The organism is Azospirillum sp. UENF 111221 (assembly GCF_058780625.1).
This window is the reverse complement of the sequence record NZ_JBSNCH010000003.1, coordinates 131816-147958: the sequence shown is the minus strand read 5'-3', so window position 1 is coordinate 147958 and position 16143 is coordinate 131816. Positions and strand designations below refer to the sequence as shown.

Annotated in this window: 13 protein-coding genes and 1 pseudogene; 9 read left to right on the top strand and 5 right to left on the bottom strand. The window is 70.7% G+C overall.

Annotated elements, in window-relative coordinates:
* Positions 1–9 precede the first annotated feature (9 nt).
* The 4 genes and pseudogenes from ACWPN3_RS09185 to ACWPN3_RS09170 all read right to left on the bottom strand — a co-directional run.
* A pseudogene (locus ACWPN3_RS09185) lies at positions 10–162 on the bottom strand (hypothetical protein); the annotation flags it as partial.
* A gap of 248 nt (positions 163–410) precedes the next feature.
* Complete coding sequence (locus tag ACWPN3_RS09180) at positions 411–1325, bottom strand: LysR family transcriptional regulator (protein WP_492243063.1); 915 nt, start codon at positions 1323–1325, stop codon at positions 411–413.
* 137 nt (positions 1326–1462) lie between these two features.
* Positions 1463–2074, bottom strand: coding sequence for a hypothetical protein (locus ACWPN3_RS09175; protein ID WP_492261277.1), 612 nt, complete (start codon positions 2072–2074; stop codon positions 1463–1465).
* Positions 2075–2096: 22 nt separating this feature from the next.
* On the bottom strand, positions 2097–2366 hold the full coding sequence (locus tag ACWPN3_RS09170) for a hypothetical protein (RefSeq protein ID WP_492243062.1): 270 nt from the start codon (positions 2364–2366) through the stop codon (positions 2097–2099).
* 322 nt (positions 2367–2688) lie between these two features.
* Here ACWPN3_RS09170 and clpB point away from each other — a divergent pair, with 322 nt between their 5' ends.
* The 5 genes from clpB to ACWPN3_RS09145 all read left to right on the top strand — a co-directional run bounded on the left by clpB (position 2689) and on the right by ACWPN3_RS09145 (position 8969).
* A complete protein-coding gene (gene clpB / locus ACWPN3_RS09165) occupies positions 2689–5373 on the top strand; it encodes an ATP-dependent chaperone ClpB (RefSeq protein WP_492243061.1) in 2685 nt (894 codons plus the stop codon).
* A 126-nt stretch (positions 5374–5499) separates the two neighbouring features.
* Positions 5500–6294 (top strand): SDR family oxidoreductase, encoded by a 795-nt coding sequence (locus tag ACWPN3_RS09160; protein WP_109095685.1) that lies wholly within the window; start codon positions 5500–5502, stop codon positions 6292–6294.
* Between the two features lie 23 nt (positions 6295–6317).
* Positions 6318–7685, top strand: a complete 1368-nt coding sequence (gene pabB, locus ACWPN3_RS09155) for an aminodeoxychorismate synthase component I (RefSeq protein WP_492243060.1) — start codon at positions 6318–6320, stop codon at positions 7683–7685.
* Entirely contained in the window at positions 7682–8488 is an 807-nt protein-coding gene (locus tag ACWPN3_RS09150) for an aminotransferase class IV (RefSeq protein ID WP_492243059.1), read from the top strand. The genes pabB and ACWPN3_RS09150 overlap by 4 nt, the downstream gene beginning before the upstream one ends.
* 25 nt (positions 8489–8513) lie before the next feature.
* Positions 8514–8969: a hypothetical protein gene (locus tag ACWPN3_RS09145; RefSeq protein WP_492243058.1), complete on the top strand. Its 456-nt coding sequence runs from the start codon at positions 8514–8516 to the stop codon at positions 8967–8969.
* An 18-nt stretch (positions 8970–8987) separates the two neighbouring features.
* On the opposite strand, the gene ACWPN3_RS09140 is transcribed toward ACWPN3_RS09145, so the two are convergent.
* The gene (locus ACWPN3_RS09140) at positions 8988–10577 is read right to left on the bottom strand and encodes a caspase family protein (protein WP_492261276.1); all 1590 of its coding nucleotides are present in this window, start codon (positions 10575–10577) and stop codon (positions 8988–8990) included.
* Between the two features lie 256 nt (positions 10578–10833).
* Between ACWPN3_RS09140 and ACWPN3_RS09135 the strand changes: the two genes are divergently transcribed.
* The 4 genes from ACWPN3_RS09135 to ACWPN3_RS09120 all read left to right on the top strand — a co-directional run bounded on the left by ACWPN3_RS09135 (position 10834) and on the right by ACWPN3_RS09120 (position 16055).
* Entirely contained in the window at positions 10834–11649 is an 816-nt protein-coding gene (locus ACWPN3_RS09135; protein ID WP_109095680.1) for a YMGG-like glycine zipper-containing protein, read from the top strand.
* Between the two features lie 104 nt (positions 11650–11753).
* Positions 11754–13406, top strand: a complete 1653-nt coding sequence (locus tag ACWPN3_RS09130) for a WD40 repeat domain-containing protein (RefSeq protein WP_492261275.1) — start codon at positions 11754–11756, stop codon at positions 13404–13406.
* A 397-nt stretch (positions 13407–13803) separates the two neighbouring features.
* Positions 13804–15156 carry a caspase family protein gene (locus ACWPN3_RS09125; protein WP_492261419.1) on the top strand — a complete coding sequence of 451 codons (1353 nt, stop codon included), beginning with the start codon at positions 13804–13806 and terminating at the stop codon, positions 15154–15156.
* 53 nt (positions 15157–15209) lie between these two features.
* Entirely contained in the window at positions 15210–16055 is an 846-nt protein-coding gene (locus tag ACWPN3_RS09120; RefSeq protein ID WP_492243055.1) for a DUF4384 domain-containing protein, read from the top strand.
* Positions 16056–16143 lie beyond the last annotated feature (88 nt).

The window sequence follows — 16143 nt, the reverse complement described above, 5'->3', positions numbered from 1 at the left end:
CAGGATCGGCAGGAAGACGTGCAAAAGCACGTCGGACGAGACGTCCAGCTCGGCCAGCGAATTCAGGAAGTCATGCAGCGGATCCTTGCCCGGCCCGGCGAAGGTCTGGATCACGGCCCCCAGCGCCACGCCGACGCCGGCCAGCAGCACCGTGTAGGGCATCTGGAAGCGGGCGGCGAGGGGCGGCAGGAAACTGACGAGGGCGAGAAGCCCGGCAACGCCGAGGACTTGAATGACGATGTCGTGCATGGTTCCACGGAACGGCTGCGGCGTGGGCTGCACGGTATCGCCGCACTGTGGCGGGGGCAAGGCCATGGGCCGCAAATTCCTGCGGCAAAAATGGTCCGCAGCGATGCGCCGGCCGCGAGCAGGGGCTATGCCGCTCCCCGTATCCGGGCCTCAACCCGGCCTCACCGCCAGCCGCCATTCTCGGTCAGGCCGGACAGGATGTCCGTCAGGATGGTGTGGGTGGCGCGGGCCGCGGCCGACATCGGCCGGCCGGCGGCATGGGCCAGCAGGATGCTGCGGTCGATCTGCGGATCGGCGATGGGCAGGCCGGTCAGCCGCTCCGCCGTCCCGCCGTGGCGCGCCACCCGGTCCGACAGCACGGTGTAGCCGCAGCCTTCCGCCACCAGCGCCTTGATCTGCTCCAGCGCGTCGATCTCCAGCGCCACGGTGACGCCGGCCCGCGCCAGCAGGGCGGCATGCTCCACCTCCTCGCGCACGCCATGCGGGCGGCCGGGCAGGATCAGCGGCAGGGACAGCGCCTCGGCGAAGGGGATGGCGCTGCGGCCGCGCAGCAGCGGGTCGTCGGCCGGCCCGACCAGATGCAGCTTCTCGCGCGCCACCAGCTGGGTCTCCAGCCCGCCCATCTCCTTGGTGCCGAACACCAGCGCGAGGTCGAGCTGCCCCGACAGCACCCATTCCAGCATGTGGCCGGACAGCCCCTCCACCACCCGCAGCCTGATCTGCGGATGGGTGCGCCGCACCGCCAGCGCCAGCGGCACGGTCAGCACCGGCCCCAGCGAGGTCGGGATGCCGACGGTCGCCGGTCCTGCCGGCACCGCCTCCACCGCCCTCACCTCGTCGCGCAGCCCGTCCATCTGGCCGATCAGCGCCGCCGCCCGCTGCGCCAGCCGCCGCCCGCTTTCCGTCGGCACCACGCCGCGTGCCGTGCGCAGCACCAGCTGGCAGCCGAAATCCTCCTCCAGCCGCTTCAGATGCAGGCTGAGCGCCGGCTGCGCCACCCGCAGCACATCCGCCGCCCGCGAGATCGAGCCATGCTCGACGATGCCGAGGAAATAGCGAAGCTGCCGTACGTCCATAACGCCGGACCCCTTGCCGCCCATACCGTGACGCTATGAAAGCGGCGGAGGAGATCGCGTGTCAATATGGGACACTCTGTGCCGATGAAGTCGCGCTCTGCGCGATGCCACGGCCCGCGGTCGCGCGGCTTTGGCGCTCACGAGGCGACGGCGGCCAGCATTCGGAAAGTCTTCAGCCCCTTCGGCTTGTCGGGGGCGACGATGTCCTTGTGGATGCAGCCGATCACGGACTTGATGACGTCGGTCTTGTTGAGCGCCGTGACTTCCACGACCGTCTCCAGCTCACGCGACATGGTCGGGGTGATCTTCATCGACAGCCGCCGCCTTGCCGAACCGCGTCCTGTCTTCGGTGAACCTTCGAAGAAGGCTCTGGTCTCGTCGAGGCTGTCGGCAAGCTGGCGCGACAGGGCCCGGTCGGCGGCGAACCGGTTGATGTAGTACATCAAAAGCGGCTTGCGGAACTCGGTCGTCAGGCCCGGATCGATGCGATAGGCGGCGAGATCGAGAGCGTCGGTATAAACCGACGGCAGGTTGGCCTCTATGGAAATCGTCGCCCTGTCATAGGCGGCCTTGATCGCCGGGGTCGATTGCGGCGGAGTGGCGACGACCGCACCGCACCTGTCGCAGACGGCGACAAGGATGTTCTGTGCCACACCCTTGCCGTCGTCGAACGGAACATCGCGCAAGGCGAAGGTGGTTGTCGTCAGCCCGTTCCGTCCCGCAAACGGCTTTGCTCTTGTCGCCTTCACGGTAGATCTTCACGACGGCACCTCATTGATGGACGCTGATAAAGATCGTGTCGGGATCCACAAAGTAGAACTTGATGTACCAGCCCCGATTTCTGACGATGTTGACCTCGATGTTCGGGTCCCGGTGGTGGGGGCTGATGCTATGATCGTTGCCGCTGGCGCTTTTCAGAACCTGAATGACTTGATCGGCGGTAACCGCACCCATCTGGAGCAGGTTCTTCGTGTCGATCGCAGTTCGGGCTTCGTGCTGAAACGTCCCATCCTTCAAAGCCCTGATGACCTTGGGCTTCACCGTCGACCACCCCACCGGCGCCCCCAATAATATACGATAATCTTCGTACTCTTCAAGCGTGCCGAAGCCGTCCCGCGCGACCCAGAATCGGTCAGGGGAGGGACATTTGCAAGCTCAACGCACGGCTGTGCGGCGGGCAAGGAAATCACGTCAGGCGATGGCGGGCGTTCTGGGCGGCGCCTTGAGTCCGCCCCCCTCTTGATCGCCGTAAATCCGTTAACCATTTACCCATCAGGCACCGGACGGTCGCGCATTCGCGGACCGCGGAGGCGCCGTTCCGCGCCGGATGACTGGGCGGAAGACCTTGGAAACGGAGTGCCGGATGGACTTCGGTCAATTCACCGATCGTGCGCGCAGCGTCATTCAGGCCGCGCAGATCGCCGCCCTTGCCGAGCGGCATCAACAGCTTCTCCCCGAACATCTGCTGAAGGCCCTGATCGACGAGGGCAGCGGCGTGGCGGCGCGTCTGGTGCGCGACACCGGCGGCGACCCCGATCTGCTGAAGTCCGCGACCGAGGAGCAGTTGTCCCGCGCGCCGGTCCAGGCCGGCGCCAACGATGGCCCGCAGCCGCTCTACATGTCGCCGGCGCTGGCCGCCGTGCTGCAGGGTGCCGTCGCCTCGGCGCGCACCGGCGGCGACCGCTTCGTCACCGCCGAACGGCTGCTGGAGAGCCTCGCCCGCCAGAGCGGCCCGCTGCGCGCCCTGTTCCGCCGCGCCGGCGTCGATGCCGACGCGCTGGCCGCCGCCGCCGATGCCCAGCGCAAGGACCATCCCGCCGATGCCGAGACCGAGACGACGGCCGGCGAGGCGCTGGCCCGCTACACCCGCGACCTGACGGAAGAGGCGCGGCAGGGCCGGCTCGACCCGGTCATCGGCCGTGACGACGAGATCCGCCGCACCATCCAGGTTCTGGCCCGCCGCACCAAGAACAACCCCGTCCTGATCGGCGAGCCCGGCGTCGGCAAGACCGCCGTGGTCGAGGGGCTGGCCCAGCGTCTGGCCTCCGGCGACGTGCCGGAAGGGCTGAAGGACCGCCGCGTGCTGTCGCTCGACCTCACCGCGCTCCTGGCCGGCGCCAAGTTCCGCGGCGAGTTCGAGGAGCGGCTGAAATCGGTCCTGGCCGAGGTGCAGGAGGCCAACGGCCGCATCATCCTGTTCATCGACGAGCTGCACACGCTGATCGGTGCCGGCCGCACCGACGGGGCGATGGACGCCGCCAACATGCTGAAGCCCGCCCTGGCGCGTGGCGAGCTGCGCTGCGTCGGCGCCACCACGCCGGACGAGTACCGCAAGTATATCGAGAAGGACGCGGCACTCGCCCGCCGCTTCCAGCCGGTGACGGTGGACGAGCCGTCGGCCGACGACGCGGTGTCGATCCTGCGCGGCATCAAGGGCAAGTACGAGGTGCATCACGGCGTGCGCATCGCCGACGCGGCGGTGGTCGCGGCGGTCAGCCTGTCGGCGCGCTACATCGGCGACCGCCGGCTGCCCGACAAGGCCATCGACCTCGTCGACGAGGCGGCAAGCCGCCTGCGCATGGCCATCGACAGCAAGCCGGAGGCGCTCGACGCCGTCGACCGCCGCGTCGCCCAGCTGAAGATCGAGCGCGAGGCACTGAAGGCCGAGCCGGACGCCGCCTCGCAGGAGCGCCTGCATGTGCTGGAAGGCGAACTGGTCGAAGCGGAAGCCCGCCAGACCTCGATGGAGGAGGAATGGCGCGCCTCGCAGTCCCGCCGCACCGAGGGCCGCCGCCTGAAGGAGGAGCTGGACCAGGCCCGCACCAGGCTGGAGCGCGCCCAGCGCGACGGCGACTGGGCCAAGGCCGGCGAGCTGGCCTATGGCGTGGTGCCCGATCTGGAGAAGCGTCTGGCCGAGGCCGAATCGCGGGCCAGCGCCGAGCGCGACGAGGTGACGGCCAAGGACATCGGCGCCGTCGTCACCCGCTGGACCGGCATTCCGGTCGAACGGATGCTGGAGGGCGAGCGCCAGCGGCTGAAGGGCATGGAGGACAAGCTGGCCGAGCGCGTCGTCGGCCAGAAGGAGGCGGTGCGCGCGGTGTCCAAGGCGGTGCGGCGTGCCCGCGCCGGGCTGAAGGACCCCAGCCGCCCGACCGGCTCCTTCCTGTTCCTGGGCCCGACCGGCGTCGGCAAGACGGAGCTGGCCAAGGCGCTGGCCTCCTTCCTGTTCGACGACGAGACGGCGATCACCCGGCTCGACATGTCGGAATATATGGAGAAGCACGCGGTCAGCCGGATGATCGGCTCGCCGCCGGGCTATGTCGGCTATGACGACGGCGGCTCGCTGGCCGAACGCATCCGGCGCCGGCCCTATCAGGTCGTGCTGCTGGACGAGGTGGAGAAGGCGCATCCCGACGTGCTGAACGTCCTGTTGCAGGCGCTCGACGACGGGCGGCTGACCGATGGGCAGGGCCGGACCGCCGATTTCCGCCACGCCATCCTCATCATGACCTCCAATCTGGGGGCCGAGGCGCTGAGCGCCTTGGGCGACGACGAGGATATGGCCGGCGTGACGGTGGAGGTGATGGACGCGGTGCGCAAGGCCTTCCGGCCGGAGTTCCTCAACCGGCTGGACGATGTTCTGATCTTCCGCCGGCTGGGCCGGGACCAGATGTCGCGGATCGTCGACATCCAGCTGTCCCGCGTCAACGAGCGGCTGGCCGAGCGCGGCGTCACCCTGGCGGCGGACGCCGCGGCCAAGCGGCGGCTGGGCGATCTGGGCTGGGATCCGGCCTTCGGCGCCCGTCCGTTGAAGCGGGCCATCCAGGGCCTTGTCGAGGATCCCATCGCCGAGCGTCTGCTCGACGAGGAGGTCGAGGGCAAGGCCACCATGACCCTGTCGGTGGTCGACGGCCAACTGGCGCTGGACGGCGTGGTGGTCGAGGAGGACCGGGCGCACGGCTTCAAGGCGCCGGAACGCCCGCCGCTCGGCTTCGCCCTGCCGCCGGTGGCGAGTTCCGCCGCCAGCCGCGAGGCGTCGGTCCACTGACCGGGTGACATGTGAAGGGGAAGGGGGGCGCGGGTTTTGCGCCCCCTTTTCCATTTCCAGGGCTGCCCTTGCGCCGCTGCGTCTGCTAAATGACCGCTGCAACGCCGCACCGGACAGGGGGCAGACATGACCGCGACGACTCCTTCCCACTTGGCATACCTGTCGACTTTCTCGCTTGCCGGTCAGGTGGCGCTCGTCACCGGCTCGGGACGCGGGCTGGGTCTGGAGATCGCCCGGGCGCTGGCCGGTTCGGGCGCGCATGTGCTGCTGAACGGCCGCGACGCCGCCACGCTGGAACCGCGTGTCGCCGAGATCGAAGCGGCCGGCGGCAGAGCGTCGGCGCTGGCCTTCGACGTGGCGGACCGGGCGGCGGTGCGCGACGCCTTCGCGCGGATCGACCGCGAGCATGGCCGGCTCGACGTGCTGGTCCAGAATGTCGGACAGCGCAACCGCAAGCCGCTTGCCGATCTGACCGACGACGAGATCACCAGCCTGCTCGATGTCGATCTGGCTTCCGGCCTGATCCTGGCGCGGGAGGCGGCGCGGCTGATGCTGCCGCGCGGGCGCGGCCGGCTGATCGCCGTCACTTCCGTCGCCGGGCAGATCTCGCGGGCCAACGACAGCGTCTATGCCGCGGCGAAGTCCGGGCTGAACGGCATGGTGCGGGCGCTGGCCGCCGAATACGGCCCGCTGGGGCTGACCAGCAACGCCATCGCGCCCGGCTTTTTCGCAACCGAAACGAATGCGGCGATCACCGGCGATCCGGAGCGCTCGGCCTATTTCGCCAACCGCACGCCGATGCGGCGCTGGGGCCGGCCGGAGGAGATTGCCGGGGCGGCGGTGTTCCTGGCCTCGGCGGCGGCGTCCTATGTCAACGGCCATGTCCTGGTCGTCGATGGCGGCGCCACCATCTTGATGTAAGCCGCCGGCCGACTGCCACCGCCATGCTGACGATCCCGATCTCCTGCGGCGATCCCGCCGCCCTGTTCCGTCCCTGGAGCGCCGAGCCCTGGGCGATGCTGCTCGACAGCGCCGCCCCCCATCCGCAGAACGGGCGCTATTCATACATCGTTGCGGACCCGTTCCAAACCGTGGAGGCCACCGGCGGGCAGACCCTGGTCGACGGCCGGCCGGTCGGCGGCAGCCCCTTCGATGCGCTGGAACGGGCGTTGGCGGCATGTCCGCTTCCCTCCGACGGTCCGGTTCCCTTCACCGGAGGGGCCGTGGGCTTCGTCGGTTACGAAGCCGGAACGGCTTTGGAGGGGCTGCGCTCCCGCCATGGCAATCCGGGCGGCCAGCCGGACTTCGCCTTCGGGCTCTACGATGTCGTCGCCGCTTTCGACCGGCAGGAGGGCCGCGCCTGGGTCATCGCCGCCCGGCCGGAGGCGGAGGACCGCGCGCGCCGCATGGCGGCCCGGCTGTCCGTTCCGCCTCCGGAACAATCTGCCGGCCCGGCGCCGCTGCGCTGGCGGTCGGAACTGGCGCGCCCCGACTATCTCGACCGGGTCGGCCGGGTGCTGGACTATATTCGCGCCGGCGACATCTATCAGGCCAACTTCACCCAGCGCTTCCTCGCCGATACCGGCGGGACCATCGACGCCTATGCGCTCTACGAACGCCTGCGCGCCTTGAGCCCGGCGCCTTTCGCCGCCTTCCTGAATTGCGGGCCGAAGCTGCGGCTCGCCGGGGCGTCGCCGGAACGCTTCATCCGGCTCGGCGCCGACCGCAACATCGAAACGCGGCCGATCAAGGGCACCCGTCCGCGCCACGCCGACCCGGCGGCCGACGCCGCTGCGGCGGCGGACCTGTCGGCCAGCATCAAGGACCGGGCGGAAAACCTGATGATCACCGACCTGCTGCGCAACGATCTGGCGCGGGTGTCGGAGGTCGGCAGCGTCAGGGTGCCGGTGCTGTTCGGGCTGGAGAGCTTCGCCACCGTCCATCACCTCGTGTCCGTCGTCACCGCGCGCCTGCTGCCGGGGCTGGGGCCGGTGGATTTGCTGCGTGCCGCCTGTCCCGGCGGGTCGATTACGGGTGCGCCGAAGATCCGCGCCATGCAGATCATCGACGAGCTGGAGGTGGCCCGCCGCGGCGCCTATTGCGGCTCGGTCGCCTGGATCGGCTTCGACGGTGCCATGGACAGCAACATCGTCATCCGCACCCTGTCGGTGACGCCGGACGCGGTGATCGCCCAGGCCGGCGGCGGCATCGTCGCCGATTCCGATCCGGCGGACGAGCATGAGGAAATGCTGGTCAAGGCCCGTGCCCAGCTGCGCGCGGCGGGAGATCCGGTGGGGGAGGGAACGCCATGACGATCTGGCTGAACGGGCGGCTGATGCCGGCGGCGGAAGGGCGGATCGACCCGGCCGACCGCGGCTTCACCCTTGGCGACGGGCTGTTCGAGACGATCCGGATCAAGGACCGCCTGCCGCGCCACCTGCCGCGCCATCTCGACCGGCTGACGGCCGGGGTTGGGCTGCTCCGACTGCCGCTGCCCCACAGCGCCGCGGACCTGACCGACGCGATGGCGGCGCTGATCGGGGCGACCGGCATCGCCGACGGTGTGCTGCGCCTGACCCTGTCGCGCGGCACCGGTGCCCGCGGGGTGCTGCCGCCGGCCGATGCCCGTCCGACCCTGCTGATGACCGTGGCGCCCGCCGCCCACACGACCGCGCCGGTGTCCGCCATCGTCGCCCGCAGCACCCGCCGCAACGAGCATTCGCCGCTGTCGCGCCTGAAGTCGCTGAATTACCTCGATTCCATCCTGGCCCGGCAGGAGGCGGCGGAGCGCGGCGCCGACGAGGCGCTGCTGCTGAACGCCGCCGGCCGGCTGGCGGAATCGAGCGTCGCCAACCTTTTCCTGTCGATCGGCGGCCGCCTGCTGACCCCGCCGCTGGCCGACGGCGCCCTTCCCGGCATCCGCCGCGCCCTGGTCCTGGAGCGCCATGGCGCGGAGCAGGCGCCGCTCACCCCGGAAGACCTCGTCCGCGCCGACGAGGCCATCCTGACCAACAGCCTGGGCCTGCGCCCGCTGGTGGCGGTCGATGGCCGCCCGGTCGGCAGCGGGGCGACGGGACCGGTCCTGGCCCGCCTGCTGGCCGACCCCGACCTGTAATCCGTCGCCATCCAGAGGGACCGTGATGATCGAGACCGTGACCTTTCCCGAACTGACCGTCATCGGCTGCATGGTCGAGGCGAGCGGCGACGAACTGCCCGCCGCGGTCGCCGCGGCGTGGGAGCGCGTGTTCGCCGCCGATGTCGGAACGGCAGCCTTCGCCGCGGTGTCGCTGCCCGAGGAGAACGGCCTGCAGCGCCGGCTGGTCGGTTTCATGGCGGCCAAGGCCAGCGAGATCCCCGACGGCATGGTCCGCCTCGACCTCGACGCCGGCCGATATCTGCGGACCGTGCAGGACGGCCCGCAGGCGGCGATGGCCGCGTCGATGGCTGACGGCTTCGACCGGCTTCACGCCCATGCCGCGGCGAACGGGCTGACGCTGTCGGGCATCGCGCTCGATTTCGGCCACCGCCCCGGCCGGCAGGACGGGCGTCACGAACTGCATCTGGCGCTCGCCCCGCAACTGCCGGCCCTGGCCTGACATCCCGAAGTCGCGTCGTCAGCGCGCCGTGCTGTAGACGCCGTGGATGCCGAACTCCACCGGCTGCCCGGCCAGATGGCGGTTCAGCAGGGCGGCGACCTCCGCGGCGGCCGGCTTGCCGTCCAGCGCGGCCAGGTCGCGTTGCAGCGCCGCCATCGGCTTGGGCGAGGCGATGGCGAGGAAATGGTCGGCGCCGAAGGGCGGCTCCACCGTCAGCGCCAGCCGGTAGGGGCCGCCGCGCGGGATCTGCGGCGGATCCTTGCGCTCCGCCAGCGGGTAGAGGTAGTTCACCGTGCCGTCGGCGGCGAGGTTGATCAGGGTGAAATAGGTGCCGCTGTTGCCGCCGATGTCGAGCGAGACCGTCTCGCCCTTGCGGTAATCGCGGTCGCCCGGCTCGACGGCCAGCGCCAGCGACCGGCCCTCCGCCGCCGCCTTCACCCGCAGCACGAGCGACCATTTGTCGACCACCCCCTGCACACGCCGCCGGGTTTCCGGGGCTGCCGGGTCGCCGGCGATGCTGGCCAGCACGTCGCCGACATTGCTGACCACCTCGCCGCTGCCGGTGTCCCAGACCAGGGCGGGGCCCTCCGTCCCGACCATCTCGACCCCGGTGAAACCGGCGGCCAGCTTTTTCACCGCCGCCGGCTGGCCCAGGATCCGCAGCGGGATCGCACCGACGGCCGGCAGCAGCGAGGGCGGCTTCGGCCGGGCGGCGACCGGGTCGATCAGCGGCACCTCGCCCCGGCCGCGCGGCTGGACCTGCGGATGCTGCCGCCCTTCCAGCGCCATGCGGACGGAGTCGCGGATGTGCGCCTCCAGCTCCCCCTTGGTGACGACGCCGTCGCCGTTGCGGTCGGCCTGCCCGCGCAGCGCGTTGGCGAAGGCCCAGCTCAGCGCGCCGCGGGGCTTGCGGTCGATCATCACCTCCGGCGCCAGCTCGTCGTCGGCCACCGCGGCGAAGAAGGTGACGTTCGGCTGCTCCTCCGCCTCCGCCTGCAAGGCGGCGCGGGTGGGCGGCGGCAGGGCGTCGTCCTCGATATGGTCGACAGGCACGCCGTCGATGGTGGCCGCCCGCGTGCCGAGCTTGCCGGCGCGGTCGTCGAAGGCGCGGGTCATCGTTCCGGAATGGCAGGAATCGGAGATGAAGATCACCCGGCGCGGCGCCGCCTCCTTGAACAGGATGGCGATTTCGTCGTCGGTCAGGCGCTGCGCCGTGCCGGGCCCGCGCGGGGCGAAATCGGCCAGCACCAGGAACTCGTCCAGCCCATCGGCCTCGCTGCCGGGCACACGTTCGGGTTGTTGCGCGCCATGGCCGGCGAAGGTCAGCACCAGCGTCGAGTTGGGGGAGGTTTCGGCGATCAGCTGCCGCCACGTCGCGATGATCCGGCTGCGCTCGGCTTCGCCATCGACGAACAGGCGCAGCTTGCGCACGCCCAGACCCTTCAGCGCGTCCGCGATGTCACGGGCGTCGTTGACCGCCCCCTGCAACGGATTGATCCTGCTGTACCGGTCGATTCCGATCACCAGCGCCGCGATTTCCGCCCGCGCCGGGCCCGGTGCCGCCATCAGGCCGATGCCGGCCGCGAAACCCGCCAGGATCGTCATCATCCAGAAACGTGTTTTACCGAACATCATAGTCCCCAAGTATAGCGTATAACCAAGGCTAGGTATGGACGAAAGTGCATAAAAGACCGCGCGAATCCACAGTAATGCCCCCTTCCGTTACAGTTGTTGCTGTGGCAGCTTTGCAGCCGGTCCTGATCGGCGGGGGGCCGCATCCACTGTGGGGGTGGTGCGGGCTGTCGGGAATTCTGGACTGAAACGAGTGCCAACTTAAACAGAAAAGCAAACGGGAATTCAGCTCATGCGAAGCAACCGTGTCAGGGCAAGCCTCCTCTCCGTTACCATCGTCGCCATGGCGCTCAGCGGCTGCGTGACCACGCAGCAGGACCGCATCGGCGCCAATGACGGGTCCGATGCCTGCTACCAGTACCGGGTCGCCCTCGATTCGACCGGCAACTTCTATGCCGAGGACATGCTGAAGGGTGCGGCCATCGGTGCGGGCGCCGGGGCTCTGACCGGTGCGCTGGCCGGCGGCAACCTCAAGAGCGCCCTGATCGGGGCCGCGGCCGGGGCCGCCGTCGGCACGCTCGGCGGCTACTGGAACTCCCGGATGCAGCAGGGCCGCGACCAGGCGATCCTGGGCGTGGCGAACGATCTCGACACCGAGAACCAGAATCTGGACCGCACCCAGGTGGCACTCGACCAGCTGGTGAACTGCCGCCGCGCCGAGATCGCGCGCGTCAAGGCCGACTACAAGGCGAACCGCATCGGCAAGCCGGAGGCCGAGCAGCGTCTCGCCCTGATCCGCGGCCAGTTGGACAAGGACTACAGCATCGCCAGCGCGATCAACCAGAACATCGTCAAGCGCCGCGACGAGTATCTGATCGCCGCCGACAACATCCAGCCGGGCGCCGCCGAGAAGATCCGCACCAAGAGCGCGGCCAAGGCGCAGACCAAGAAGAAGCCGGCCAAGCAGACCACGACCGCCGGCGCCGCCTCGCCGTCGCAGGTGGTCCAGCGCACCAACACCGCCTTTGAAACGTCGGAGCGCATCAACGCCTCGACCAACGCCATCCAGCAGATGGCCCAGAAGGAAGCCACCCTCGACGCGGTCTGAGGCGCGGTCTGAGGCGTGCTCCGATAGGGTCCGTCCCGGCTGCGGCATCTCCAGGGATGCCGCGGCCGGGCGGTTTTCGACATTCAGTGCAAGCGGAACCGACGATGGCCGGCTGTCTCCCTCACAGAATCGCGCTGCTGCGGTGCAGCACCCGTCTCGGCGCCCGCTTCGGCGCTTTCCTTGCCGTCCTCCTCGGCCTTCTGCTGGGCGGGCTCGCGGTGGGAAGCGCGCTGGCGGGCGACGCATCGACCGGCGCCTTCCTGCGCATCGAGACCGGCGGCCCCACCGCCCGCGTCAACCGGCTGGCCAGCGATGCGCAGGGCCGGCTGATCGCCACCGTCTCCAACGACAAGTCCCTGCGGCTGTGGAGCCGCGACGGCGAGCCGCTGGGCGTGCTGCGCGTGCCGATGGAGGCGGGGGACGAGGGGGCGCTCTATGCCGTCGCCCTGTCCGCCGACGGGTCGCTGGCCGTGGCGGCCGGCAACACCGGCACGAGCTGGGGCGACGGCGTCACGCTCTATCTGTTCGACGTGAAGGCGCAGCGGCTGAAGGCCCGGCTTGCCGGCCAACCGCAGGTGCTGAACGATCTGGCCTTCTCGCCCGACGGGCGGTTCGTCGCCGGGGCCTTCGGCGGCACCGCCGGCATCCGCGTCTGGGACAGCGCCGGCTTCAAGCTGGTCGCCGAGGACACCGGCTACGGCGCGCGGGTTTCGGCGCTGGCCTTCGCGCCCGACGGCCGGCTCGCCACCGCCTCCTTCGACGGCAACGTCCGCCTCTATGATTCCAGCTTCAAGCAGAAGGCCAAGCGCAAGCCGGGCAGCGGCATGCCCTATTCGGTGGCCTTCTCGCCCGACGGATCGCAGCTGGCCGTCGGCTATGCCGACCAGACGCGGGTCGACGTGCTGTCCGGCAGCGACCTGAAGGCGCGCCTGTCGCCCAAGACCGCCGGCATCTCCGGCGGCAGCTTCGCCGCCGTCGCCTGGGACGGCACGGCGCTGGTCGCCGCCGGCACCGCGACGACGGACGGCACCCGCAACGTGGTGCGCCGCTGGGCCGACGGCGGCAAGGGCGCCTTCGCCGACACCCCCGTGGCGCGCGAATTCGGTGACCCACCTGCTGGCGCTGCCCGGCGGCGGGGTGGCCTTCGCCGCCGCCGATCCCGGATGGGGCGTGCTCGATCCGGCCGGCCGGCTGCTGTTCGCCCGCATCGGCGACATCGCCGATTACCGCGACATCCATCTCGGCCGTTTCGGCCTGTCGGACGACGGGCTGGTGCTGGAATTCGGCATGGAGCAGGGCGGCCGGCGGCCGATGCGCTTCGACGTGCTGGCCCGCAGCCTGACGCCGGCGCCCGAGGCGCTGCCCGGCCTGAACCGCCCGTCCGCCGAGGGGCCGGGCATCGGCGTCTCCGACTGGCGCAACAGCCGGGCGGCCAAGGTCAACGGCCAGCCGGTGAAGCTGGACAGCGGCGAGTGGGCGCGCAGCGTCACCGTTCTGGGCGCGCAGCGCCGCGTCCTGCTGGGCGGCGAATTCAGCCTGCGCCTTCTCGATTCCGCCGGGGCCGAGCTTGCCCGCGCCGAGGTGCCGGCCGCCGTGTGGGGCGTCGTCGCATCGGCCGACGGCCGGGTCGCCGTGGCGGCGCTGGGCGACGGCACGCTGCGCTGGTATGCCCTGTCCGGCGGCGCCCGCCCGCTGGAGGAGCTGGCGGCGCTGTTCCCGCACCGCGACGGCCGCCGCTGGGTGCTGTGGACGCCTGAGGCCTTCTTCGACCATTCCGAAAGCGGCGGCGAGACCCTGGTCGGCTTCCACCTGAACGACCCCAAGAAGAAGGGGCTGCAATGGGTGGAGTTCAAGCAGGTCTACCGCGTGTTCGACGCCCCCGAACTGGTCCGCGCCAAGCTGCGCCAGACCGGGCAGGCGGAGATCGCGGCGCGCCTGTCCGCCATCGGCGACATCCGCCTGCTGACCCAGCGCCGTCCGCAGGTGACCCTGCTGGATTACTGCACCGTGCCCGCCGCCGCCCGCGGTCTGGCGCTCGGCACCGGTGCGGTTGAGGCCACCGCGCCGGCCCCGGCCCCGACTACGTCCCCGGCCCCGACTACGCCCCCGGCCCCGGCGGTGACGGCCGACGCCGAAACCTGCCATCCGCTGGACATGACGCCGGTCAGCCGTGCCTTCGCGCGCGCCAAGGAGCCTGTTCCGGCCGCCGCACCGGCGCCAGCCACCGCCAAGACGCCGCCGCAAGGGGCGGCGCAAGGGGCGATCCAGGGGACGGCGCAAGGGGCCGATCCCGACGGTACGGCCGACACGCCCCGCCTGACCGTGGCGCTGCCGGAGGGGATCGGCGCGGTGCGCCTGCGCTACCGCATCGCCGACACCGGCGGCGGCATCGGGACGGTCGATCTGTTCCGCAATGGCCGCAACGTCAGCGGCCAGGACAAGTCCCGCGCCTTCGCCCGCGCCAAGGAACCGGCGCCGCAGCCTGCCGAACAGACCTCCCCGCCGCCGTCATCCCCGCCCCCCGCTGGCGACGCCGCCAAGGACCAGGGGCCGCCGGTGGCGGAGGAGCGGGTCAGCACCGTCCGGCTCGATCCCGGCAGCAACCGCGTGCAGATCCGTGCCTACAGCGGGTCCGACGCCATCTACGAGCGCTCGGCCCTGGTCGATTTCGTGCTGCCGGCGCCGGTCGCGCAGGCGGAGGACGCCAAGGCGCGGGACGTGCCGGACCGGCCGCGGCTGATCACCTTCGTCGTCGGCATCGACAAATACCGGCCGGCGGGCTCGCAGCTGCGCTTCGCCCGTGCCGACGCCACCTCCTTCGCCGAGGCGGTGCGCGGACGCATTCCCGCGACCTACGACCGGGAGCAGTCGCTGGCGCTGTCGCGGACGCTTTACGACGAGGAGGCGAGCCGCGACGCCGTCGTGTCCGGGCTGGAGGCGCTGGCCGCCAACGCGCGCGAACAGGACACGGTCGTGCTCTATCTTGCCGGCCATGGCGTGATCGTGCCGTCGCCGAAGGACCCCTCGGTCAAGCTGTACCATTTCATCACCCAGGACGTGGCCGCCACCACGCCGGACGCGATCACCCGGCAGGGCCTGTCGGAGAAGGATCTGAACCGGCTGGTCAGCGCCATCGCCGCCCGCAACGTGCTGGTTCTGCTCGACACCTGCCATTCGGGTGCCGTGTCCGCCGGCACGGTCGACAAGCTCTACCAGGACATGGGCCAGCGCTATCTGCTGGCGGCCTCGTCGGAGCAGGAGGAGGCGCTCGACAGCTATGACGGCCGCAACGGCATCTTCGCCCATGCGGTGCTGGAAGGGCTGAAGGGCAAGGCCCTGCTGCCGGGCGACGAGGCGATCTACAACCTGACGCTGGGCCAGTATGTGAACCGCGCCGTGCCGCGTCTGGCGCGGGAGAAGCGGTGGAACCAGTCGGCCATCTTCAAGACCGGCGGCAACGAGCTGAACCCCTTCCCGCTGGCGGCGCCGGAGCCGGGGAAGCCCTAGCCGGCAAAACCTTGAATGCCCGTCTGGAAACCGCCCGTTCGGAACCGTCAATCATGATCCGATTCCCGTCCGATCCGTCATCCCCGCGACGATGGGGAGCCGGGCTTCCGGCAGCGGCCGGCGTCGCCTGCCTTTTGATGGCCGGGCTGTCGCAGGCACAGACCCCGCCGGCGGCCACCGCTGTGGACCCCCCGCGCCCGTCCGTCGCCGAGGCCCGCAAGGAGGTGGACGCCGCGGTCGGCCGCCTGAACTGCGCCGGTGTCGGGACGGCCGAGACCGCCAAGGGGCTGCGCATCTCCGGCTATGTCGGCAGCGATGAGGATGCGGTTGGCCTGAAGGCGGTGCTCACCGCGCTGCCGCCCGGCATCGATCTCGAAGCGCGGGTGGCCGTGCGGCCCTGGCCGCTGTGCGAGGCGCTGGGCATCGCCGGGCTGCCCACACAGTTGGCGACGCAATCGGCGGGTCAGGATACCGACGCCCCGACGCTCTCCTTCAACCGGCCGTCGCTGGTCTACCGCAAGGGCGAGACTCTGGAGATCACGGTCACCGCCGGCATGCCGGGCCATCTGACCGTCGATTACATCGACGGCGACGGCAGCGTCATCCACATGGTGCCGATGCGCCTGCGCCGGGACGACCGTGTGGAGGCCGGGCGGCCGGTGACGCTGGGCGTCGCGAAATCGTCGGCCGACCGCATCTACACCATCTCACCGCCCTTCGGCCCGGCGATGATCCTGGCGCTGGTGACCCGCGAGCCGCTGTTCCCCGCCGACCGGGAGGAGGTCGAGCCTGCCGGTCCCTATCTGGCGGGCCTGCGCGCCGCGCTGGCGGCGCTGCCGGCCGATGCCAGGGGCGCCGTGGCCGTCCGCTCCGCGGTCCTCACCACCGTCGCCGAGTAGCGTGGCCGCCACGGTCTTAACGATTCAACCGGCGGCCCGCGCTGCCGTCCATTGCCAGATGCCGGCGCAAACACTATGATTCAAGCGG